Source organism: Desulfonatronum parangueonense, assembly GCF_054656975.1.
The window spans coordinates 3187149-3208963 of record NZ_BAAHXH010000003.1 but is presented as its reverse complement, the minus strand read 5'-3'; the positions used below and the strand labels follow the sequence as shown (position 1 = coordinate 3208963).

At 53.7% G+C, this 21815-nt stretch carries 19 protein-coding genes; 15 read left to right on the top strand and 4 right to left on the bottom strand.

All coding sequences use genetic code 11. The features are described from left to right. Nucleotides 1-26 precede the first annotated feature (26 nt). From ACYQ15_RS14505 to ACYQ15_RS14440, 14 genes are all read left to right on the top strand, one after another. Nucleotides 27-761: an ABC transporter ATP-binding protein gene (locus ACYQ15_RS14505; protein ID WP_459939594.1), complete on the top strand. Its 735-nt coding sequence runs from the start codon at nt 27-29 to the stop codon at nt 759-761. Continuing rightward, nucleotides 754-1461: an ABC transporter ATP-binding protein gene (locus ACYQ15_RS14500; protein WP_459938219.1), complete on the top strand. Its 708-nt coding sequence runs from the start codon at nt 754-756 to the stop codon at nt 1459-1461. The genes ACYQ15_RS14505 and ACYQ15_RS14500 overlap by 8 nt, the downstream gene beginning before the upstream one ends. A gap of 6 nt (nt 1462-1467) precedes the next feature. Beyond that, entirely contained in the window at nt 1468-2376 is a 909-nt protein-coding gene (locus ACYQ15_RS14495) for a restriction endonuclease (protein WP_459938218.1), read from the top strand. 26 nt (nt 2377-2402) lie between these two features. Then, the gene (gene guaB / locus ACYQ15_RS14490) at nt 2403-3869 is read left to right on the top strand and encodes an IMP dehydrogenase (RefSeq protein ID WP_459938217.1); all 1467 of its coding nucleotides are present in this window, start codon (nt 2403-2405) and stop codon (nt 3867-3869) included. Beyond that, nucleotides 3869-5416, top strand: a complete 1548-nt coding sequence (gene guaA, locus ACYQ15_RS14485; RefSeq protein WP_459938216.1) for a glutamine-hydrolyzing GMP synthase — start codon at nt 3869-3871, stop codon at nt 5414-5416. The genes guaB and guaA overlap by 1 nt, the downstream gene beginning before the upstream one ends. Before the next feature lie 73 nt (nt 5417-5489). Further along, on the top strand, nt 5490-5990 hold the full coding sequence (gene tatB / locus ACYQ15_RS14480) for a Sec-independent protein translocase protein TatB (RefSeq protein WP_459938215.1): 501 nt from the start codon (nt 5490-5492) through the stop codon (nt 5988-5990). A 44-nt stretch (nt 5991-6034) separates the two neighbouring features. Beyond that, nucleotides 6035-6763 (top strand): twin-arginine translocase subunit TatC, encoded by a 729-nt coding sequence (gene tatC / locus ACYQ15_RS14475; protein ID WP_459939593.1) that lies wholly within the window; start codon nt 6035-6037, stop codon nt 6761-6763. Continuing rightward, a complete protein-coding gene (locus ACYQ15_RS14470) occupies nt 6760-7680 on the top strand; it encodes a YicC/YloC family endoribonuclease (protein WP_459938214.1) in 921 nt (306 codons plus the stop codon). The genes tatC and ACYQ15_RS14470 overlap by 4 nt, the downstream gene beginning before the upstream one ends. Before the next feature lie 62 nt (nt 7681-7742). Further along, nucleotides 7743-8012, top strand: a complete 270-nt coding sequence (locus ACYQ15_RS14465) for a DUF370 domain-containing protein (RefSeq protein ID WP_092118652.1) — start codon at nt 7743-7745, stop codon at nt 8010-8012. A gap of 1 nt (nt 8013) precedes the next feature. Continuing rightward, nucleotides 8014-8664: a guanylate kinase gene (gene gmk / locus ACYQ15_RS14460; RefSeq protein ID WP_459938213.1), complete on the top strand. Its 651-nt coding sequence runs from the start codon at nt 8014-8016 to the stop codon at nt 8662-8664. Beyond that, nucleotides 8657-9370 (top strand): orotidine-5'-phosphate decarboxylase, encoded by a 714-nt coding sequence (gene pyrF, locus ACYQ15_RS14455; RefSeq protein ID WP_459938212.1) that lies wholly within the window; start codon nt 8657-8659, stop codon nt 9368-9370. The genes gmk and pyrF overlap by 8 nt, the downstream gene beginning before the upstream one ends. A gap of 12 nt (nt 9371-9382) precedes the next feature. Next, nucleotides 9383-10165, top strand: a complete 783-nt coding sequence (locus ACYQ15_RS14450; protein ID WP_459938211.1) for a tetratricopeptide repeat protein — start codon at nt 9383-9385, stop codon at nt 10163-10165. Nucleotides 10166-10473: 308 nt separating this feature from the next. Further along, nucleotides 10474-12126: a single-stranded-DNA-specific exonuclease RecJ gene (recJ, locus tag ACYQ15_RS14445; RefSeq protein ID WP_459938210.1), complete on the top strand. Its 1653-nt coding sequence runs from the start codon at nt 10474-10476 to the stop codon at nt 12124-12126. Between the two features lie 275 nt (nt 12127-12401). Beyond that, on the top strand, nt 12402-13130 hold the full coding sequence (locus tag ACYQ15_RS14440) for a glycosyltransferase (protein ID WP_459938209.1): 729 nt from the start codon (nt 12402-12404) through the stop codon (nt 13128-13130). Nucleotides 13131-13212: 82 nt separating this feature from the next. On the opposite strand, the gene ACYQ15_RS14435 is transcribed toward ACYQ15_RS14440, so the two are convergent. From ACYQ15_RS14435 to ACYQ15_RS14420, 4 genes are all read right to left on the bottom strand, one after another. Further along, complete coding sequence (locus ACYQ15_RS14435; protein ID WP_459938208.1) at nt 13213-14469, bottom strand: M48 family metallopeptidase; 1257 nt, start codon at nt 14467-14469, stop codon at nt 13213-13215. Nucleotides 14470-14700: 231 nt separating this feature from the next. Beyond that, the gene (locus ACYQ15_RS14430) at nt 14701-16548 is read right to left on the bottom strand and encodes a GTPase (protein ID WP_459938207.1); all 1848 of its coding nucleotides are present in this window, start codon (nt 16546-16548) and stop codon (nt 14701-14703) included. 81 nt (nt 16549-16629) lie between these two features. After that, complete coding sequence (locus ACYQ15_RS14425) at nt 16630-18483, bottom strand: P-loop NTPase family protein (protein ID WP_459938206.1); 1854 nt, start codon at nt 18481-18483, stop codon at nt 16630-16632. A gap of 68 nt (nt 18484-18551) precedes the next feature. After that, nucleotides 18552-19619, bottom strand: coding sequence for a pyridoxal phosphate-dependent aminotransferase (locus ACYQ15_RS14420; RefSeq protein ID WP_459939592.1), 1068 nt, complete (start codon nt 19617-19619; stop codon nt 18552-18554). A gap of 1028 nt (nt 19620-20647) precedes the next feature. Between ACYQ15_RS14420 and dnaN the strand changes: the two genes are divergently transcribed. Continuing rightward, nucleotides 20648-21805: a DNA polymerase III subunit beta gene (gene dnaN, locus ACYQ15_RS14415; protein ID WP_459938205.1), complete on the top strand. Its 1158-nt coding sequence runs from the start codon at nt 20648-20650 to the stop codon at nt 21803-21805. The last annotated feature ends 10 nt before the right edge of the window (nt 21806-21815 follow it).

The following is a 21815-nucleotide window of genomic DNA, read 5'->3' as shown; positions in this document are numbered from 1 at the left end:
CCATCACCAAGCGTTTCGGCGGCATCATGGCCCTGGCCGACGTCTCCTTCAATGTTTTTGAAGGGGAGATTCTCGGCCTGATCGGGCCCAATGGAGCCGGGAAAACGACCATGTTCAACTGCATTGCCGGCGTATACAAGCCCACGAGCGGCGACATCGTCTTCACCCAGGGCGATAACTCCAAACGCATCAATGGATACAAACCGGAGAAAATGACGGAACTGGGCATCGCCCGGACTTTTCAGAACATCCGTCTGTTCAATGCCCTGACCGTCCTGGACAATGTTCGGATTGCCCGGCACTGCCGGACCAAGTCCAACTTCTTCCGCTCGGTGTTGCGCACACGGTTCCAGAAAAACGAGGAAAAAACCATCGTTGAAGATTCCATGTACTGGCTGGATTTTGTCGGCCTGGGCCACCATGCCCTGGCCGACGCCAACAGTCTGTCCTACGGCGACCAGCGCCGCCTGGAAATTGCCCGCTCCCTGGCCACGGAGCCCAAACTGCTGCTGCTGGACGAACCGGCCGCCGGCATGAACCCCAAGGAAACCAGAATGCTCGTGGATTTGATTTACTCCATTCTGGACAAGGGTATTTCGGTGATGCTCATCGAGCACGACATGAAGCTGGTGATGAGCATTTGCAAACGGCTGGTCGTACTGGACCATGGAACGCTGATCGCTGAAGGCGGCCCCAAGGACATTCGCGAGAATCCGCAAGTCATTGAGGCCTATCTCGGAAGGGGGGCCGCTCATGCTTGAGTTACGCGACGTCCAGGCCTATTATGGCAATATCCAGGCCCTCAAGGGAATCACCCTGAACGTCAATGCCGGCGAGATCGTCACCCTGGTCGGATCCAACGGCGCCGGGAAATCCACCACGCTGATGACCATCTCTTCCGTTGTCGCAGTCCGGTCCGGGAGCATAACGTTCCAGGGCAGGGACATCACGAAATTGGCCACGGACAAGGTCGTGGCCATGGGCATAACCCAGGTGCCCGAGGGCAGAATGATTTTCCCGGCCCTGACGGTCCTGGAAAATTTGCGCATGGGCGGTTATCTGCGCAAGGATAAAGTCGGTCTGAAACAGGATGAGGAAAAAGCCTTCACGCTCTTTCCCATACTCAAGGAACGCCGCAAGCAGTACGGGGGAACCCTGTCCGGCGGCGAGCAGCAGATGCTGGCCATTGGCCGCGCCCTGATGGCCCGCCCCAAGCTGCTGCTCCTGGATGAACCATCTCTGGGGCTGGCGCCGATCATCGTGGAGAACATCTTCGACGTCATCGTTCAGATCAACAAGGAAGGCACTACGGTGCTCCTGGTGGAGCAAAACGCCCAGATGGCCCTGCAAATCGCCCACCGCGGCTACGTTCTGGAAACCGGCAAGGTCACCATGTCCGGCAAAGCCTCCGACCTCCTGGCCGATCCCAAGGTCCAGGCAGCATATCTCGGAATGGATTGATCGCTGATGGCCATACCGGACTTCCAGAGCATTATGCTTCCACTTCTGAATTTCTGTGCCGATGGAAGAGAGTATACGAATCGGCAAGCGGTGGATGCGCTGGCCGAGAAGTTTTCTTTGTCTGAAGAAGACCAAAAGCAACTGCTGCCCAGTGGGCAGCAAAGAACGTTTGAGAATCGAGTTGCCTGGGCGCGAGCGCACATGAAGATGGCAGGTTTGCTCAAGAACACCAGACGCGGTGTGTTCAGCATCACTGACCAAGGGATAAGAATTCTTGAACAAAATCCGGCGACGATCAGTCTGAAGTTCCTGCGGGAAATCCCTGAATATAAGGCTGCAAGAGGTTGGGTATCGGAAGAATCCGGACTTTCAAATAGCTGTAACGACCAGGAAGCAAGAACTCCAGAAGAACGAATGGAGGAAGCCTATCTCTCGTTAAGAGAAAGCCTGACAAGCGAACTCATCGCTCAACTCAAAGCTGCATCCCCGCAATTCTTTGAACAGGTTGTCGTCGAGGTCCTGGTCAAGATGGGCTACGGCGGATCGCGCAAGGATGCCGGACAGGCCATTGGAAGAAGCGGGGATGAGGGAATTGACGGCATCATCAAGGAAGACAGGTTGGGTTTGGATATTATCTATATTCAGGCAAAAAAATGGGAAAACACCATTTCTCGTCCCGAGATTCAAAAATTTGCCGGTGCGTTGCAAGGGAAAAGAGCCCGGAAAGGGATTTTCATTACCACATCCGATTTTTCTCAAAGCGCTCATGACTTCGTGAACGCGATAGACAGCAAAATCATCCTCATTGATGGAAATCAACTCGCACAGTACATGATCGACTTCGGCGTCGGCGTATCCACTGGCTCGACATATGAAGTAAAGCGGCTGGATTCCGACTATTTCGTGGAAAATTAGCCTTTCTATTTCTATAAGGATCCTTCATGACCCAAGATTCAGACATACCATTCGGTTTGACCTTCGACGACGTCCTTCTGGTTCCCAATTATTCGGAAATCCTGCCGGACAAGGCGGATGTGCGTACCCGGATCACTCCGGAAATCGATTTGAACATTCCCCTGGTCAGCGCGGCCATGGACACGGTCACGGATGCGCGGATGGCCATTTCCATGGCCAGGGCCGGGGGCATGGGCATCATTCACAAGAACATGCCCATCGAGCGTCAGAAGATCGAGGTGGAAAAAGTCAAAAAATCCGAGAGCGGGATGATCATCGATCCGGTGACCGTCCATCCGGATGACAGCGTGGCCAAGGTTCTGGAAATGATGTCCGATTACCGGATCTCCGGTCTGCCCGTGGTGGAAGACGATCATCTCGTGGGCATCGTCACCAACCGGGACGTGCGGTTCGTCACGGACATGGAGACCAAGGCCCGGGAGATCATGACCAGCGAGAACCTGATCACCGTTCCCGTGGGTACGACCCTGGAACAGGCCAAGGACCTGCTGCACAAAAACCGGATCGAAAAACTGCTGGTGGTGGACCACAATCAAAAGCTGCGCGGACTGATTACCATCAAGGACATCGAAAAGGTCAAAAAATACCCCAACTCCTGCAAGGATTCCGTTGGCCGTCTGCGCGTTGGCTGCGCCGTGGGCGTGGGAGTGGATGGTGAGGCCCGTGTGGCGGCCTTGATGTCTTCGGGAGTCGATTTGTTCGTTGTGGACTCCGCTCATGGTCATACGAAGAACATTCTGGACACGGTGCGGGCGATCAAGGGCAGCTTCCCCACTTGCCAGCTCGTGGCCGGCAACGTGGCCACTTATGAAGGCGCCCGGGATCTGATCCGGGCCGGGGCGGACGCGGTCAAGGTGGGCATCGGTCCGGGTTCCATCTGCACCACGCGCATTGTTGCCGGAGTGGGGGTGCCCCAGGTTACGGCAATCATGGAAGCGAGCAGGGCCTGCCGCGAGATGGACAAGTGCCTTGTCGCGGACGGCGGGATCAAGTTTTCCGGGGACGTGGTCAAGGCCATTGCCGCTGGGGGTGACTGCGTGATGATCGGCAGCCTGTTCGCCGGCACCGAGGAAAGCCCCGGCGAGACCATTTTGTACCAGGGCCGTTCCTACAAAATCTACCGGGGCATGGGCTCCATCGATGCCATGCGCGAAGGCAGCTGCGACCGTTATTTCCAGGAGAAATCCTCCAAGCTGGTACCGGAAGGCATTGTCGGCCGTGTGCCCTACAAAGGGCCGGTCACCGAAAGCCTTTATCAGCTGGTGGGCGGTCTGCGCTCCGGCATGGGCTATCTGGGCTGTGCGGATCTGAAGGCATTGCGGACCAACTCCAGGTTCGTGCGCATCTCCCCGGCCGGATTGCGGGAGAGCCACGTGCACGACGTGATCATCACCAAGGAAGCCCCCAACTACCGTGTGGAGAATTTTTCATAATGGACACCGACAAAGTCATTATCCTTGATTACGGCTCCCAGTACACGCAGCTCATCGCCCGCAGGGTCCGCGAAGCCGGCGTCTACTCTGAAATTCATCCCTGCACCATCACTTCCGACGAACTCAAGGCTTTGAAACCGCAAGCCCTGATCCTTTCGGGTGGTCCGGCCAGTGTTATCAATCATGAAGCTCCGGCCCTGGATCCGCGGGTTCTGGAGTGGGGGCTGCCAATCCTTGGCATCTGCTACGGCATGCAGCTCCTGGCCCACATTGGCGGAGGCGAAGTGGTTCCGGCGCAGGACAGGGAGTACGGCCGGGCAGAACTGTTCATCACTGAAGACTGCGCCCTGTGGGACGGTTTGGCAATCAAGGAAGGAATCAAGGTCTGGATGTCCCACGGGGACAAGGTTCTCGCGCCGCCATCGGGGTTTACCGTCCTGGCCAGGACCAACCGGGTGGATGTCGCGGCCATGGCGGATCCAACCCGTAAAATCTACGCCCTGCAGTTTCACCCGGAAGTGGCCCACACCGAGGACGGGGATCAGATCCTGCGCAACTTCCTGTTCCGGATCGCCAATCTCAACCCCAACTGGAACATGGCTTCCTTTCTGGAAGAACACCTGGCCAAGCTGCGCGAACAAATCGGCGAGAACGAGCAGGTCATCTGCGCGCTGAGCGGCGGCGTTGACTCCACTGTGGTCGCGGTGATGCTGCACAAGGCCATCGGTCACCGGCTGCACTGCGTCCTTGTGGACAACGGACTGCTGCGCCTGGGAGAAGGCGAGGAAATCGTGGCCTATCTGCGCCAGCACTTCGATTTGAATCTGCATTTCGTCCAGGCCCAGGATTTGTTTTTGTCCCGCCTCAAAGGTGTCGAGGATCCGGAAAAGAAACGCAAGATCATCGGACACACCTTTATTGAGGTCTTTGAGCAGGAGGCCAAGAAACTTGAGGGCATCAAATACCTGGCCCAGGGCACTCTTTATCCGGACGTCATTGAAAGCATTTCCTTCAAGGGGCCGTCCGCGGTCATCAAGAGTCACCACAACGTGGGGGGCCTGCCCGAAAAGATGGATCTGGCCCTCATCGAACCGCTCCGGGAACTGTTCAAGGACGAGGTGCGCAAGGTGGCCGTGGAACTGGGCCTGCCGGACTTCATTGTCTGGCGCCATCCTTTCCCCGGACCGGCCCTGGCCATCCGCATCCTGGGCGAGGTGACCCAGGAACGGCTGAACATCCTGCAGCAGGCGGACAAGATCGTGCACAACGAACTGATGGCCTCCGGCTGGTACTACAAGGTCTGGCAGGGGTTTGCCGTGCTGCTGCCCCTGAAGACCGTGGGCGTGATGGGCGATGAGCGGACCTATGAACACGTCATTGCCCTGCGCATCGTGGACAGCATCGACGCCATGACCGCGGACTGGACCAGGGTGCCCTCGGAAATTCTGGCCCTGATCTCCAATCGGATCATCAATGAAGTCAAAGGCGTGAACCGGGTGGTTCTGGACATTTCCTCAAAGCCGCCCAGCACCATAGAGTGGGAATAGAACATCTGTTTCCACGCAAAATTTGAAATTCTTTTACACAATAGGACATATTGTTGCTAGCTAGGACCACATCATGTTCGGTATCGGTACAACGGAACTCATAATTATCCTGCTCGTGGCGCTGGTGGTCCTCGGACCAGCCAAGCTGCCCGGCATCGCCCGCTCTCTTGGCAAGGCCCTGGGAGAATTCCGGAGAGTAACCACGGATGTTCAACGCACCCTGAACCTGGAAGCAGCCAGGATTGAAGAGGACGAGCGCGAAAAAGCCAAAAAGGCTACTCTCAAGGAAACGGAGGAACCCAAGCCGGCTCCGGCCAAGACGCAGACGGATGCCTGCGTCCCACCGCCCCAGTGCGTCGATCCGGCTCCAGCCTCAACACGGGTTGCTCAGCAAGCGGAACAGCCATCCCAGGTGAAGTCATCTTCCGAAGTCCAAAAATCTTCCACTGAGCCTTCCGCCACGAACCCCACGGTCCAGCCCACTCCTGGCGACAATGCGCCGACCACTGTAGCTCCCGAAGACGCTGTTGCCAGGGGTGAACAGAACCAGCCGAAAACAAAGGACGAGGCATGAGCGAAACTTCCCAGCAACAGGAGCAACCAGGGGAGTTGAAGGAAATGACGCTCATGGACCACCTGGGGGAGCTGCGCACCCGGCTGGTTCGGTCGGCCATTGCCGCCCTGGTGGGCTTTCTGATCTGTTACGCCTTTTCCAAACAGCTCTTCGCATTGATGATGAAGCCGCTGCTGGAGGTCATGCCTCCGGACAGCAGCCTGATCTTCACGGCTCTGCCCGAGGCATTTTTCACCTACGTCAAAGTCGCTTTTGTGGCCGGCCTGTTTTTGGTCAGCCCGTATATTTTCTATCAGATCTGGAAGTTCATCGCTCCGGGTTTGTATGAAAGCGAACGCAAGTACATGATTCCGATAGCCGCGATATCCGCGCTTTTTTTTGTTAGCGGGGCACTGTTCGGCTACTTTATCGTCTTCCCCTTCGGCTTTGAGTTTTTCATGGGCTATGCCGACGAGATGATCAGGCCCATGCCGAGTTTGCGGGAATATTTCAGTTTTTCACTGAAACTGTTGCTGGCGTTTGGATTGATCTTCGAATTGCCACTGTTCATCTTCTTTTTGGCCAGAATGGGTCTGGTCACTGCCGCGTCATTAAGAAAAAAGCGCAAATACGCCATCTTGTTCTCCTTTGTCGTTGCGGCGGTTCTCACCCCGCCCGACGGCATTACCCAGATCCTGATGTCCGGTCCGCTGATCATCCTGTATGAATTCAGCATCTTCGTGGCCCTGTTTTTCGGCAAGAAACCCAAGGCGGCCCCGGAGGCCGAAACATGAACGTTTCCCCGGGTTCAGCCCGGAGCATGACGGGATTCGGTTCCAGTCGCCTCCAGAATGAGGACGGGGTTCAATCCTGGGAAATCCGGACCATCAACTCCAGGTATCTGGAGGTCAAGTGGCGTATTCCGGGATACTGCCGTCGGCTGGAGAATGGCTGGGATAAAATTGTCCGTACCTATCTCACAAGGGGGCGGGTGGACATCAGTCTCGACGTTCGCCTTACTCAGCCCGACGCGGTCTGCCCGACCCTGGACACAACCCAAGCCAGAGGAATGCTCAACCAGATGCAGGAGCTGGCAAAACTGACTGGTCTTCCATTTGTGCCCGACCTCAATCAGCTCTTCCTGCATTCCGGATTGTGGCGCGATCCTTCAGGCGATCTTTCCGAAATTCTGGTTGATTCCATGACCCAGGGCCTGCACGCTGCGCTCAAGGATGTTCAACAGGCCCGACTCCGGGAAGGCCAAGCCTTGAGCCGGGACATTTTTTCACGACTGGAACGGATGACGGAAATCATGACCAAAATTCGGTCCCAGGCCGTGGAACTTGCTCCGAAGCGGATGGAGCACCTCCATGAGCGTATCGATGCATTGCTTCAATCCTACAACGCGAACCGGGATGGCGCGCCACTCGTCCTGGACGAATCCAGGATGCTCCAGGAGCTTGCCCTGCTGTCCGACCGCCTTGACGTGAGCGAGGAAATTACGCGCTTGGCCATGCATCTGGAGGAGGCCCGGCGCATTCTGGGTCATGTCGCTGATCCCGGCAGGCGACTGGACTTCCTGTTTCAGGAATGTCTGCGGGAAATCTCCACCTGCGGCAACAAGACCCAGGATGCCGAAATCAGCCGCGATGTCGTGGCTTTCAAGGCCGAACTGGAAAAATGCCGGGAACAGATCCAGAACCTGGAGTAGTACTTCCCTTTTGTCGCCAACAGGCCAATCGCTGCAAAAAATACATTTGAACAGGAATTCATATGTCCAAAACGAGTTTGTTGAACATTGGTTACGGCAACTTCGTGGTCAGTTCCCGGATCATCACCATTGTCAATCCGACATCTTCCCCCATGCGCCGTCTCCGCGAGGAAGCCAAAACGGACAAACGCCTCATCGACGCGACCCAGGGCCGCAAAACCCGGTCCATTGTCATCACGGATTCGAACCACGTCATTCTGTCCGCCATCCAGGCCGAAACCATCGGTCAACGATATTCCCTGCGCGACGAGAACGTGGACGAGGAGAAGTAACATGTCCAGTGCACGGTCGGGACTGCTTCTGGTCATCAGCGCTCCGTCCGGTACGGGGAAAAGCACGCTGATCAAGCGGTTGCGTCAGGAATTTCCCCGGCTGGCATTCTCTGTCTCCTACACCACCCGCTCTCCCCGGCCCGGAGAGGAAAACGGTCGGGAGTATCATTTTGTATCGAGACAGGAATTTCAGGAGTTGCAAGCTGAAGGAAACTTTGCCGAATGGGCCCAGGTCCATGGCAATCTCTACGGTACCTCCCGGCCGGCGGTTCTGAAGATGCTGAATCAGGGCAACGACGTGCTTTTCGACATCGACGTCCAGGGAGCCCGTCAGTTGCGGCAAGCATTTGACTACGGCGCATTCATCTTTCTTTTTCCCCCGTCCCGGCAGGTTCTCGAGCAGCGGTTGCGCGGACGCGGAACGGAAGACGCAAGGTCCTTTAATCAAAGGCTGACCAATGCGGGTCAGGAACTGGAGCAGGCGCAGTTATTCGACACCTGGATCATCAACGACGACCTGGAACAGGCATACCAGGATCTGCGCAGCGTCTATCTGGCCGAAGGACTTCGCAGTCGGTATAACGGCGATATCATGGCGCACATATTGTCAACCTGGTCAAGAAGTCCTTCCGGGAGTTTGCTGGATGGCTGAACTGATCGTCGCCCTGGATACGCCCGAACTGGACTACGCCCTGGAACTCGTGGACCGGCTCCGGCCTCGCGTGCAATGGTTCAAGATCGGTTTGGAACTGTTTTCCGCACATGGCCCAAGGGCTCTGGAAGGCCTGCGGAAAAGAGACTGCAAGATTTTTCTGGATCTGAAATACCTGGATATTCCGAACACTGTCCGCTCAGCCACCCGTGTTGCCGCCGGTCTGGGCGTGAACATGCTCACGGTGCACCTGTCCGGAGGCCAACGTATGGTCCAGGCAGCCATGGACGGGTGCAGAGAAGGCTCGTCATCGCTTCAATTTGTACCCCAGGTTTTGGGCGTGACCATGCTCACCAGTCTGGATCAGCCGGATATTGCCTGGATGGGCAATAGCCGCACTCCTTCGGAGCTCGCGCAGATCCTTGCCGAACATGGACGAAATTGGGGCGTCCAGGGCGTGGTCTGCTCGGTGTTGGAGGCATCACGGATCAAAAATATTTGGCCCTCCTGCCTGTGCGTCACTCCGGGCATCCGTGACCAGACTCCCTCAGCCTCCTCGCTCCCTGATGATCAGTCCCGAATCGCCACTCCCGCGGCGGCTGTCGCGGCGGGAGCCGATTTCCTGGTTGTCGGCCGGCCGATTACCAAGTCGGCAAATCCCGAGCAGTCCGCGGCGGATTTGTTGGTCTCCATGGCAAAAGGATAAGGAGCCATACCCATGACGAAAGCATCGGCACCCCCGAAAGAGAAAAATAACATCGTCAAGGACCGCATCAAGGGAGTTTTTTCGACGCAAATTTTGACCAAAGTCGGTACGGGCACGACGCTTCGCAAGACAATCCAGAAAAGTTATTGGTTTGCAAATGAACTTGAGGATGGATCAATTGAAGTCCAACCGCTGAACGTGAATTATGTTCCTTCAGGACCGAAGAAAGCTTTGGACAAGAATGAATTTCTGGATAAATTCTCTCCCGAACCGGAATTCTACACCGGCACGGTCATGCCGAAGATGCGTGAAATGGAAAAAGCCGTTGCCCGCGGCGATCGGCACCGAAAACGCGGAGAATCATTCAGTGCGGAATTCGAGTACAACAATGCCGTCAAGGTGGACGAAGAAAACGTGCGCGCCAATTTCGGCCTGGGACTGACCTATCTGGAGCGTGGAGAAAAGGACAAAGCCCAGGACATCTTTGAACGCCTGATCAAGATCCAGGCGGCCTACGAGCCGGAACACAAGCACCTGTTCAACGATTTCGGGATAAGCCTTCGTAAAAGCAAAATGATAGACCAGGCAATTGTCTACTACGGTCAAGCCCTGAATCTCTCCGAGAATGATGAAAACCTCTATTACAATATCGCCCGAGTCTATCTGGAAAGCCAGGACATCCCCAAAACCATTGAGATGCTCAGAAAGGCGCTCGAAATCAATCCGGAAATGCCTGAGGCCAACAAGTTTTTGGATTTTCTGAAAAAAAAGGGCCTTGTGTTGCAGGACAATTAGCTTGCGGTATCTTTCGTCATCCTGATTTCGCTGGCAATCCCGGCGGAAATCATTCGGCTGTTTTTGGTTGATTACGTCAGTCAAGTAACGGTTGAGCCGTTAGTCTAACCTTTTCTCTTCATCCCATCCGTAATGTTTTCTAATAGCTTCGAATGCTGTGACAGGCACGTTCGCGCAATCAATAATCAAAAAATTCTTTTGTGGTGATCAGTATCATCTCGGATTCATATTTTTCTATTATGAACACTTTGCCCCTTTTTTCGGATAAGTCTTGGATATTCCGTTCCACATTGCCTGGGGAAGAACAAGTGCGCGCATTGTCCGATGATTTGGACGTTTCGCCCCTCGTGGTCCGTCTCCTTTGGACTCGGGGACTTCGTTCCGCAACGGAAATGGATCTTTTTCTTTCTCCCCGAATCCGCGATCTTGCCCATCCTGACCAATGGCACGGTTTGACACATGCCGCCAAAACCATTGCCCAGTCCTTGGCAGCCGGAAATAAGCCGGTCGTCTGGGGCGATTACGATGTGGACGGGATCACCGGAACCGCATTGCTGCTGCTTTTTTTTCGTGCCCGTGGCATTTTTTCGGAGCATTACATTCCGAACCGCCAAACAGAGGGCTACGGATTGAATTGCTCCGGCATAGAATCGTTGGCTTCCAGGGACATTAAACTGTTGATCACGGTGGATTGCGGCATCAGCCACATCAAGGAGGTGGCCAGGGCCAAGGAACTGGGGATGACCGTGGTCATTTCCGACCACCATCTGCCAGGTCCGGAACTTCCGCGGGCAGATGCGATCATGAATCCCAAAATCGGAGAATGTCCATGCTCCACTCTGGCAGGAGTGGGCGTGGCGTTTTTTCTTGCCGCCGTCCTGAACAGGATGCTCCCCGGCGAGCATCTGGACATGCGTCAGTTTCTGGATCTTGTTGCCCTGGGCACAATCGCGGATATTGTCGAACTGACAGGACAGAATCGTATCCTGGCCAAAAACGGACTGACTGTTCTCAAAGACGGTTTGCGTCCTGGAGTTTTTGCGCTGAAGGAAGTCTGCGGATACAAGCCCAGTGCTGTATTGGACGAGGACCGGGTCGGTTTCGGCCTGGCACCCCGGATTAATGCGGCGGGCAGGCTGGGGAAGGCGGAGACCGCGCTGCGTTTGCTGTTGACCGAGGACCTTACCGAGGCCAGGGAACTGGCCAAGGAACTGGATGGATTCAACGTTCAGCGCAGGGGCATCGGCAGGGAAATCCAGGATGAAGCCCTGGGCATGGCCCTGGAACAGCAAGGCCGTTTTGGGCTGGTGCTCCATGCACCTCACTGGCACGAGGGGGTGATCGGAATCATCGCCTCCAAAGTGGCCGAAACGCACTATCGACCGACAATCATTCTGACGGACGACGAATCCGGGGCGCTGAAGGGATCTGGTCGGAGCATACCGCAGTTTTCCCTGTATGACGGTCTCCAGGCCTGCGAACATCTCCTCCTGGGCTTCGGGGGGCACAGCCAAGCCGCAGGCTTGCGCCTGCACAAGGAAAACCTGGATCTGTTCCGGGATGCATTCGACGCCGTGGCGGCCCGGGCGCTGAACAATACACCGCCCAAGCCCACCTTGATCCTGGACGCTCCCCTGAGCTTCGGAGAAATTGATTACGATTTACTCAAGGAACTTGAACTGCTGGCCCCCTTCGGGGCGGACAATCCCAAACCCCTGTTCATCTCTCCCCAGGTGGTGGTGCGAAACCGCAAACCCGTGGGCGTGGATCACGTCTTCCTGGATCTGCGCGACGAAATTTCCGGCGTGACCATGCGCGCCAAAGCCTGGAACCAAGCCAAGGCCCTGCCGCAAAGCATCACCGGAAAAACCATGTACTTGGCATACACGCCCAAATTCAACGAATTCAACGGAGTCACCAGCATCGAACTGGCGCTTCAAGACTGGTCGCTGCAGGGATGAGACGTATCTGACGGGCCTTGATGAACGTCTATTACCATCTAAGTCATTACATCAGCCATCGAAATGCCGGCCTGGACTACATTGCCGCACTGAAAAATCTGGGTGTGAAACTGGTTGATGAAATCAATAATGCGGACGTGATCATTCTGCATGACGACCCGTTGAATTATTCCCATGCACTTCGTTCAGCATCCAAATCCCGGTACCGGAAAGTCATTGCCTACAGCGTCTGGGAGACGGAAGACCTGCCGCTGCAATACCTTGAACCGCTGAGAATGGTGGACGAGATTTGGACTTGTACACCATTTTCCGCAACGGCTTTCCTGAAATATTTTGAAAAGGTAAGGGTACTGGAACATATCGTTGCCCGTTCTGAACCAAGTCCTGAAGACCTAATGCGGATCAAGTCGAAAATCGGTCACCGTGAAGATCAGTTCTACTTCTATTCCATTGTCGATTCGGTCAATCCGAGAAAAAACCTGCGATCGCTACTGGATATCTTTGTCAAAAATTTTCACTCCAACAAGAACGTTCATCTCGTCATCAAGCAATATCGACATGCGGTAGACCTTGGTTCATTGCCTCAGGTTATCAGCATCGACAAGGATTTAAGCCCAGGCGAATTGTCCGCGCTGCATAAGAGTTGTGACTGCTATGTGAGTCTACACCATGCGGAGGCATGGGGTCTGACTATTTCCGATGCGATGTTCTTTGGAAACCCGGTCATTGGCACAGGGTTTTCCGGAAACATGCATTATATGAATGAAGCGAATTCATATCCCGTGAACCACTCCCTGGATCATGTCCATGAGGAGATGTGCCGGCGCATTCCCCTCTACAGGCCGGAAATGACGTGGGCCTATCCAGATCTTCGACATGCCGGATATTTGATGAAAAAACTGTCCCGCCATAAAACAAATCCAAAGATGCAAAAAGCGATCAAGGACATGTCGGCTTTCAGACCGACTGAAATTTCACGCAAGATGCAGGCTCTCCTTGAATAATTTCTGGTAAGCTCATCAGCTGAGGCCCGGATGTTGTTCAGGATTACATTGCTGATTATGAACGACAGCCATAATCATGCTATCAAACAGGCCGCTGCTTCAAGGCCGCCTCGCGCTCCAAAAGGGTGGGATGAGAGTAGTGGAAGGCGCTGTAGAGGGGGTGGGGTGTCAGGTTGGAGAGATTTTTTTCGCTCAGTTTGCGCAGGGAACTGATCATGGGTTCGGAACCGCCGACATGTTCGCGAGCAAAGCGGTCCGCCTGGTATTCATGAGTGCGTGAGAGGCGGTTCATGAGCGGGGACAGCCAGAATGTGAAAAATCCGGAGAGCAGCGCGAACAGCAGGAAGGCGGGAGCATATCCGCTATCGGCAAAGGAAAAACCGAAAGCCTCGACAAATGCCGGTGCGTTCAGCAGCCATGCCAGTACGGCAAATGCCGCCAATCCGAATCCAGCCGAAAGCATCAACATCTTCGGCACGTGCCCTTTCTTGTAATGTCCGATCTCATGGGCCAAAACGGCTTCCAGCTCGTCTTCAGTGAGCTGATCGATCAGTGTGTCGAAAAGCACAATTCTGCGAAATCTCCCGAACCCGGTAAAAAAGGCATTGGAATGGCCGGAGCGCTTGCTACCGTCCATGACCTGGATCGTTCTGGCCTTGAAACCGGTTCGATCAGCCAGGTTCATCAATCGATCCCGAAGCTCCCCCTCGGGCAATGGAGTCAACTTGTTGAACCATGGCAGGATCAGCATGGGATAGAGGATCATCATCAGGAGTTGAAAGACGAAAAAGACCGCGAATGCCCAGATCCACCAGTAATTCCCGATCCAGTCGACCAGGAAGAAGATCAGCGCCAGAAGCGGCAGGGCAATGGCCACACTGATGATCGTTGCCTTGATCCGATCGCTGATCCACAATCCGACACTGCTTTTATTGAAGCCGAATCGTTCTTCAAGACGAAACTGGGCGTAATAATCCAGCGGCAATCCCGGCAGGGAAAGCAGGAAAAAAACCACGATCAGGAATAATCCCTCCAGCCACACGGATGCATCCGGAACACCGATCATCCAGTCGTACAGCCATGGCAGCACGCCGAACAATAAAACAAGGACAAGCAGCAACGCGCCGAAAACTTCGCTGAAAAGACTGAAATGACCTTTGGCCAGGGTGTACTGCACGGATTTCTCATATGTCTGCTCATCCATCACTTCCCGCAAAGCTTCCGGTGGAGCATGACGTCTGCGTTGGACTTCGCGCATGTTCAGGGTGAGGAGAAAGGATTCCCAGGCCACTTTGGCCACAAGGGCAAAAAATACGACGACGATGATGAATGTTTGCATTATTATTGAACAATCAATGGTTTAAGTGAATTTACGGTAACTGCTCAAAAAGATCGGGCGATGAAGCTTCCTGTGCAAGGTTTTCCATTGACGCGTAGTTTTGTGACCAAGCTACGAGGGCCATGCTCCAGCCGGAACTTTTCCCTAAGTACGTTACACCGTTGCCGCACTGGGGTCCGGCGCTCCCAGGATTTAGCCCGTTGATTACCACATGTTTTGAGCAGTTACAGTTTACTGTTCAGTTCTGTCCTGGCGGATTGTCGCACCGAATCGGCTGGGATCAAGCTCTTGCCGCAGCACGTCAGTCCTGATCCGCAAGATGTCGAGCAAGGTCTGGATTTCCTTGAGCAGTTCCTCCATAGACATGCGCACATGGCGCAATCCCGATGTCTCCGATGGATTTTCAATCGCCCTGACCAGGGTATCGGTTTCAGGCAGGTCCGTCCTTCGGGCCAGGGAAAAGGATACCAGAAGATATCCAGGTACCAGGCTGATCAAAAAGACCGCAACGGCCGTCAGATAGAAATCGAAGGGAAGCCAGGCCCCTTCGATCCATCCCGATACCAGCCGAAAGGCCGCATGACCGAAAACAAGAACCGGCAATAGGTTTCCTGCCAGAGTATGCAGCATCCCAAGCCGTGAATAGACCATGTTTGAAGCGGACACGACCACGGCCTCTTCCAGTCGCTCCTGGAAAATTTCCCTCGTTCGTACATTCTCGGACGGTCGAATGGGACCAAGCACTCCTTGGGAACGGAGCAGACGCAGAAATCGCGCGGCCCACACCGCCTGTTCCTCATCGCCGGAACTCCCGACCTGGTCCTGCTCGAAATCAGGCTCATGACCGTGAAGTTGATCAAGCCCCATGTCCTGCAAGACGCGCTCGGCATCGCGTCCAATTTCCTGAAGCCGACGCTCCTGATCGGATGTGAATCCCCTCAGGAGCGTCTGCATGGGCAGGATGCCCTGCCATGCGGCTTTTGCGGCATGCCAGCCGGCGCGGATCATTCGCCCAAGAGAAGGCCCCCCCGTTGACATGCGGGCGAGCTGATAGGCAAGTCCGGAAAAGGCCATCCGGCTGCGCAACCAGACGGGCAAGGCAAGAAAACCTCCCACGCGACCGGACGCGGATCGCCAAGCCTGTTCACGGATGATCCGGCGCAACATGTCCTGACTTTGCGCCCCATGAACGACCTGCGAAAACACTTCCCGAACCCGATTGTTCAGTGTCTGTTCATGGTCCAGCGCCAGATCCCGTAAATTATCAATGGATTTGACGACATCTCCAGCCAAGGCAAACCGGATCAGATTGTATGAATCTTCCAGACGCAGGGCATGAATCTGCTCCATGGCCCGGAAGGAAAACAGGGCGTTTCGGAAACGATCAAATTGGACCGATTGGGGCTTGATCGCGCTCAGGTGAAAGAAAGCGCTTTGATCAACGTCAAAACCCAGTTCATGCAAACGCGCCAGAAAATCGCCGATGACCGACTCCTGATCCCGTTCCGCAATCTGGTCCATCTTGTTGAGTACAAAAAACCATCGCTTGCGCAGGGACCAGCGACGGACTTCATCATTGATTCGAAAATTCGCGCGCTTGTCCGGGCTGCCCACATGAACCACAATGTCGGCGATCTCGATGAGCTTGCGGGTACGTTCCAAATGCTCGATCTCGACGCTGTCCACGTCTGGAGCGTCGATCAAGGCCACTCCGGGCAACCTATGTTCCTTGAAGATCAAATCCGCGGCGTTGATATCCGGGAAGAACTGACGGTCCGCGGAAGAAATCGCCACATGGGCAAGCATGGTTTTCGGCCGGATGGACGCCGACGTCGGACTCAATCCGGCTTCGCCAAGCAGCGCATTGAACAACTCCGATTTGCCGACTCCCGTGCCGCCCAGCAAGACGATGCATACCGGATGCTGTGCACGGACTTGACCATGCTTGAGCATGTCCAGAACCCGCTCCAGACGCAAAGCCATGACCTGGGCCTCGGGCAGGCGCTCCAGGCGACGAGCCTTGCGGATCAAGGTCTGAACTCGGTCCAGGATCTGTTCTGACACTGCTTGATGTTCCATGGTGACGTTCTGCTTATTGGAAGTTTGTCATGCCGTGACTGCATGCCCCACCAAAATGGACGAGCCGAAATAGTATCACAATCATGGCTTTGTCTTGCTCATCCATTGCTCACGAACATTTTGGCAGGCAAGAAGACATTGCTTTGGATTAGCATCATTCAAGGCATTCACTTTATCAGTCCAGGGCTGGAGAAACAGCGGAAGGGCCAGATGTTCCCGAAGATGGGCGGCCAATTCCGCACAGCGTTGATCTCTCCATTTGGCATCGGCCTTGATCAATATCTCCTTCAGCTTCAACTCCTCGAACATTTTCATGACCGTTCCAGCGCCAATGCTGCCCGCGCCCGCCGCGCCCGCAATTCCCAACTGTCCCACGGCGCCGAAGATACCTCCGGAAATTGCCAGATCCAGGACCAATGCCGCTCCGCCAAAAAGGACGAGCATTTCCGACAACGTCCCAATCAGTGAGCCGAACCAGGGGTGTTTTCCGGCCCATTCGCGGACATCGCCACGCATAGCCTCTTTCCATTCACCGCGCACCCGGGGCAGTTCCTGTTGCCGGAACTGCTGAGCCGCTGCCCTGCATCTGCCCGTCTGAAGCAATCCCGTGGCGGCTTCGGACGGAAAATCAATACGCCACCATTCCAGGAGCACCTCTACCGCATCATCGAGTCGCTGTCTTTCAAGAAGTTGTCGCTCCTTCAAGATGGCATCCCGATCGGTTCTGCGAAACCTGGCTATCAATTTCCGCACCGAAAGGAACATTCTTGCTCCCATGGCAAAGGGCAGCGTGACGGCTCGCAGCCACCCCGGTCTGTTTTCCTTCACCGTTGAGATGATCAATTCCACCAGTTCGCCGGCAGGAAACTGCGAACCGGCAATGCGCGCGCTGACGTCGGTAATCCGTTGCTCCGCTCTGTGCTGTTTGTCTTCCAAATCTCGTATCAGATCGACAGCCTGTTGGGACAGGAGAGAAGCCGAAGCAATTCCCTGGTCTGAAACCTCCAGCAGGTTGGACCAGTAGATCGCCGCGGCGTCTTGACCCTTGAGCAGAGATCGAAAATCCGGTGTGGTCGGATTCAATGGCTTGACGTCCGACAAAGCCGGCGAATCATTGCGCGACGAGTAATAGACGGCAGCTTGTTCAAGAAAATCGGCAATGCTTCCGCCGTCGCTTCGCAACTTCTGAAATTCGGGCGCATGACGAGCATGATTCAAAACATCCTGCCAAATTTCCCGCGCCGTATCCGCAGCATCCTCAGGAGGAAGCTTGGTTATGAGATACGCCAGATGGCCGGCCTTGGACGCGCATTTGAGAAGCTGGTCAATGACGGCCGCATCCTTGTAGGCTTCCGGATAAACGACAAAAACCACGGTTTCCGCACGGCCAAGCATTTTTTCGGCCTTGGACCAATTCTGGCGGACCACCGTATTGAAATCCGGAACATCGGCCAAAACCAGCCAGGCCGATGCCGGGTCGGATTCATGATAAAACGTAAAAAAAAGTTCATCCCCGGATCTTTGGGCATCCTTGAGCATGTCCACATCGGTCAGTGGCAGCATCGAATAACCAGGAAACAACCGGGCAACATCCACCACATCCTGCAACGGCTCGGGAACGGCCACGGCGCAGTTGTGCGTCATGGGTCGGCGTCTTTCACCGGAAGGCACATCGATTGTCGTCAGGAGCTTGAAAAAGGTACTTTTTCCCGCCCCGCTCGGGCCGAACAAAACGCAAACCAGACAGATTCTCCCATCATGAACCAGCATTTGCCGCGGCTTGTCCTTCAGATCGGTCCAGCCCGGCAGATTGTCGGTCATAGCCGGATCCGCTCCCATGGCATGGGAAATTTTTTGGACACATGAGGTTATGGTGACGAGTTGCTCCTGGAAAGCAGCAAAATCCGGCATGACGACTTGACGTTCTGGAGTCATTGGAATGACCATGCTAAAATTTCAAGTAATACAAATAAAGTAAATAGTTATATTACTTGGTGACATAATTAGGCACACTGGCATTGTTCGATGTATTTTTCCAGGCGAAACATGCCTTCTTCCAGCTTCTCCAGGGAATTGGCATAAGAAAACCGCAGGAATCCTTCTGCATTGGAGCCGAAATCTATGCCCGGCGCAACTCCAATGCGGGCTTTTTCCAGAATATCGAATGCCAGTTTCAAGGAATCATGGCCCAAATGCCGGGCGTTGGCCAAAATATAAAATGCGCCTGTTGGTTCGACCGCTACACCGAGGCCAAGCTCGCGCAATCGGCTGATCATGAATTTCCGCCTGCTGTCATATATCGAGCGCATTCGGGCGACATCCGGTCCGGCGGATTCCAGGGCGGCGATTCCGGCCCATTGGGAAACGGAATTGGCTGAAATGAAGAAGTTTTGGTGCAATATACGTAATGTTGGAATGAACTGCCTGGGGGCAATGATATAACCCAGCCGCCATCCGGTCATGGCGTAGGCCTTGGAAAAACCGTTGAACACAAAGGCCCTGTCCGTGAATTCCAGAATACTGCGTTCGCGACCTTCATAAACCAGACCATGATATATTTCGTCGGAAAGAATCCACGGCTGCTCATCACCCTGGATTCGCAGATTCGTCATGCCCTGCATCCGTTCACCGGAAAGAAGCGTTCCCACGGGATTTGAGGGTGAATTGATCAAGATTGCTCTTGTTTTATCGGAAAGATGGGTAGCCACATTATCGGGACGATACTGAAAACCGTCTTCCTCCCGGGTGGATACGCACACAGGCACGCCGCCGACAAATCGTATGAAATTCAGATAGCAAGCATAATGAGGATCAGAAACAACAACTTCCTCACCCATGGCCAGCAGCGCAGAAAAAACCAGAAACATCCCCGGTGAAGTTCCCGCGGTTACGATGATCTGGTCCGGATGAATTTCCACGTCGTAACTGTTCGCGTAATGGCGGCATATGGCCTCGCGCAGTTCGATGATGCCTTGACTGTGAGTGTAATGGGTATGGCCGTCAATCATTGCCTTGCAGGCAGCCTCTTTGATGCAATCCGGCGTATCAAAATCCGGTTCGCCGATTTGCATATGGATCACGTCCTGTCCTTGGCAGGCAAGGGTTTGGCATTTTTCAAGAACTTCCATCACATAAAACGGCTTCATTGTCGCGCAGCGGTTTCGACTCATGCATGCTCCAAGTTTGAAATCAGAATTTCATGGATTTTATCGCCAAGGCAAACTCAAAGCTTATGCCATGCTGCCCTGAAAAGAAAGATTTTAAGCTTCCCACTGCTCATCTGATCACCAAAAACCTCGCATCAAGGGAATGTTCTTATTTCAAAATTTACGTACAAGCCACTGGAATTTAATTATGAATTCTGATAAATTTCTTTTTCGTTTCAACCGGGCAAGCATTCTTTCCCATCAGAACCCACGTGCAATATTTTCCTCTTTCCTCACAGCAAATTCTGCTGCATCACCACCAGCGCCTCCTGAACGTGGATGGTGAGCTTTATTATCTTTCCTGGTTTGACAGAGAAGCAATACATTGCCTCGAAAGCCAGTGGATTTCTTCACCCAGTTCGGCTTTTGCGCTTCACGAACAGATGCTGGATCGAATTTTGGTCATCCTCCAAGTTCATATTCCCGAGATCGGTTCCCATGGCTGTGCGCCATTGCCGGTGTACACGCCGAAAACGAATCTGATCCTCCGGCGATTTGATCTTGAACAAAAAGTGAATGGACAATTGAACCATCCCTATGCGGTTCTCACCTTCTGGCCGTGGCGTGGCGGATGCGACTGTTGCTGCTTGCAACATACCTGCTCGACCCAGGGTTTTTCACGGTGTTCCTAACTTTTGCGCACATGCCTGTCTCAACCCTGAAAAAGAACAAAAAAACTCAATAATTTTAAACAAGTGACATGGTAAGTAATATTGTGGTACATAATCCTGTTTTTTGCGCACATAATCAACGCTCCCTTTCGACCATACCTTCTGAATGAACAATGCCAACTCACGGAAAAACATTACTAGAAACATAATTATGAATATGTTATCAGTAACTTACCATAATTATCTACATAGTGACAGCGGTTACAACAAGAGGAGAAAAGAATGAAGTTTTCTATTCAGAGAGAAGAGATTCTTCCCGCATTGCAACAAGCAGCTCAGATCACAAGCGTGAAAACAGGCGCTGTCTTTCTGCGGTCCATCTGGCTCAAGGCGGAAAACGCCAAGCTGCAAATCATGGCCACGGATTCCAACATTGAATTCTTCGGTTTTTTTTCTCCGCAAATCCAGGAAGACGGCCTTGTCGGCGTCAATGGCCGGCACCTCTACGAGTTGATTCGAAAACTCCACCCAGGTGAACTGCAATTTCACGTTGAAAAAGACGCTACCCAATTGCTGATCAAGCAGAACAAGCGCAAGTATGTTCTACCCATCAATGAAAATTACTGGTTCCAGGCACTTTCCTCCTTCCCTGAGGAAGGCGCTGTTAATCTCTCCGGTGAGAACCTCTCCAGAATCATCGACAAGGTTTTTTATTCCGTCAGCGAAGATGAGACCATGCAGGCCGTGAACTGCATGCTCATCAAGTACGCGCCCAATGAACAAAAAACTGATTTTTGCGGTCTGAACGGCCACCAGCTCGCCCTCTACCGCCTCGAGCATGACGGCCTGCGGGATCTTCTTCCGGAACAGGGAATTCTGATCAGCAAGAAGTATCTGCAGGAACTCAAGCGCATGATTCCCCAGAAGGAAATCCAGCTGAACATTTTCAACAATCGCCTATATTGCCGATCCGTAGATCAAAAGGAAAACATCAGTTTGCCTCTCTCACTCTATCAATACCCAGACCACAATCAAATGCTGGCGCGATACGAAGCGGAAAATCCGAGCAGTATGGATATCGACCGCAAAGGTCTGATGGATGCACTGGATCGGATTCTGATCTTCAATACCGAAAACAGCATCTGCACATTTTTTGAGTTCAACGACGGAGTGGTGCAGATGGACGTTCAGTCCGAGGAAAAAGGGGAAGCAAAAGAGTTTCTTGATAGTGTCTTCAGCGGGAATTTGCAAAAAATTGCCTTTCCGACACGTGATTTGATAGAAATTCTCTCACATTTTGAATGCGATATAATCCATTTTCACTTTACCAGCAGCGAAGGACCGTGCTTTATCGAAGACAAAAATGACCTGGACTACAAGGTCCTGATCATGCCGATGAAGATTACGGACGATATTGTTTACTCGGATACAGACTATTAGAGGTTTAATA

Bases quoted from the DNA above. Each gene is read 5' to 3' on its own strand.
- tatC (WP_459939593.1), top strand. From the start codon at position 6,035: ATGACGCTCATGGACCACCTGGGGGAGCTGCGCACCCGGCTGGTTCGG.
- ACYQ15_RS14470 (WP_459938214.1), top strand. From the start codon at position 6,760: ATGAACGTTTCCCCGGGTTCAGCCCGGAGCATGACGGGATTCGGTTCC.
- pyrF (WP_459938212.1), top strand. From the start codon at position 8,657: ATGGCTGAACTGATCGTCGCCCTGGATACGCCCGAACTGGACTACGCC.
- ACYQ15_RS14505 (WP_459939594.1), top strand. From the start codon at position 27: ATGGCCCTGGCCGACGTCTCCTTCAATGTTTTTGAAGGGGAGATTCTC.
- gmk (WP_459938213.1), top strand. From the start codon at position 8,014: ATGTCCAGTGCACGGTCGGGACTGCTTCTGGTCATCAGCGCTCCGTCC.
- ACYQ15_RS14430 (WP_459938207.1), bottom strand. From the start codon at position 16,548: ATGGAACATCAAGCAGTGTCAGAACAGATCCTGGACCGAGTTCAGACC.
- tatB (WP_459938215.1), top strand. From the start codon at position 5,490: ATGTTCGGTATCGGTACAACGGAACTCATAATTATCCTGCTCGTGGCG.
- ACYQ15_RS14495 (WP_459938218.1), top strand. From the start codon at position 1,468: ATGGCCATACCGGACTTCCAGAGCATTATGCTTCCACTTCTGAATTTC.
- guaB (WP_459938217.1), top strand. From the start codon at position 2,403: ATGACCCAAGATTCAGACATACCATTCGGTTTGACCTTCGACGACGTC.
- ACYQ15_RS14500 (WP_459938219.1), top strand. From the start codon at position 754: ATGCTTGAGTTACGCGACGTCCAGGCCTATTATGGCAATATCCAGGCC.
- guaA (WP_459938216.1), top strand. From the start codon at position 3,869: ATGGACACCGACAAAGTCATTATCCTTGATTACGGCTCCCAGTACACG.
- ACYQ15_RS14425 (WP_459938206.1), bottom strand. From the start codon at position 18,483: ATGACTCCAGAACGTCAAGTCGTCATGCCGGATTTTGCTGCTTTCCAG.
- ACYQ15_RS14465 (WP_092118652.1), top strand. From the start codon at position 7,743: ATGTCCAAAACGAGTTTGTTGAACATTGGTTACGGCAACTTCGTGGTC.
- ACYQ15_RS14420 (WP_459939592.1), bottom strand. From the start codon at position 19,619: ATGCAAATCGGCGAACCGGATTTTGATACGCCGGATTGCATCAAAGAG.
- ACYQ15_RS14435 (WP_459938208.1), bottom strand. From the start codon at position 14,469: ATGCAAACATTCATCATCGTCGTCGTATTTTTTGCCCTTGTGGCCAAA.
- ACYQ15_RS14440 (WP_459938209.1), top strand. From the start codon at position 12,402: ATGGTGGACGAGATTTGGACTTGTACACCATTTTCCGCAACGGCTTTC.
- dnaN (WP_459938205.1), top strand. From the start codon at position 20,648: ATGAAGTTTTCTATTCAGAGAGAAGAGATTCTTCCCGCATTGCAACAA.
- ACYQ15_RS14450 (WP_459938211.1), top strand. From the start codon at position 9,383: ATGACGAAAGCATCGGCACCCCCGAAAGAGAAAAATAACATCGTCAAG.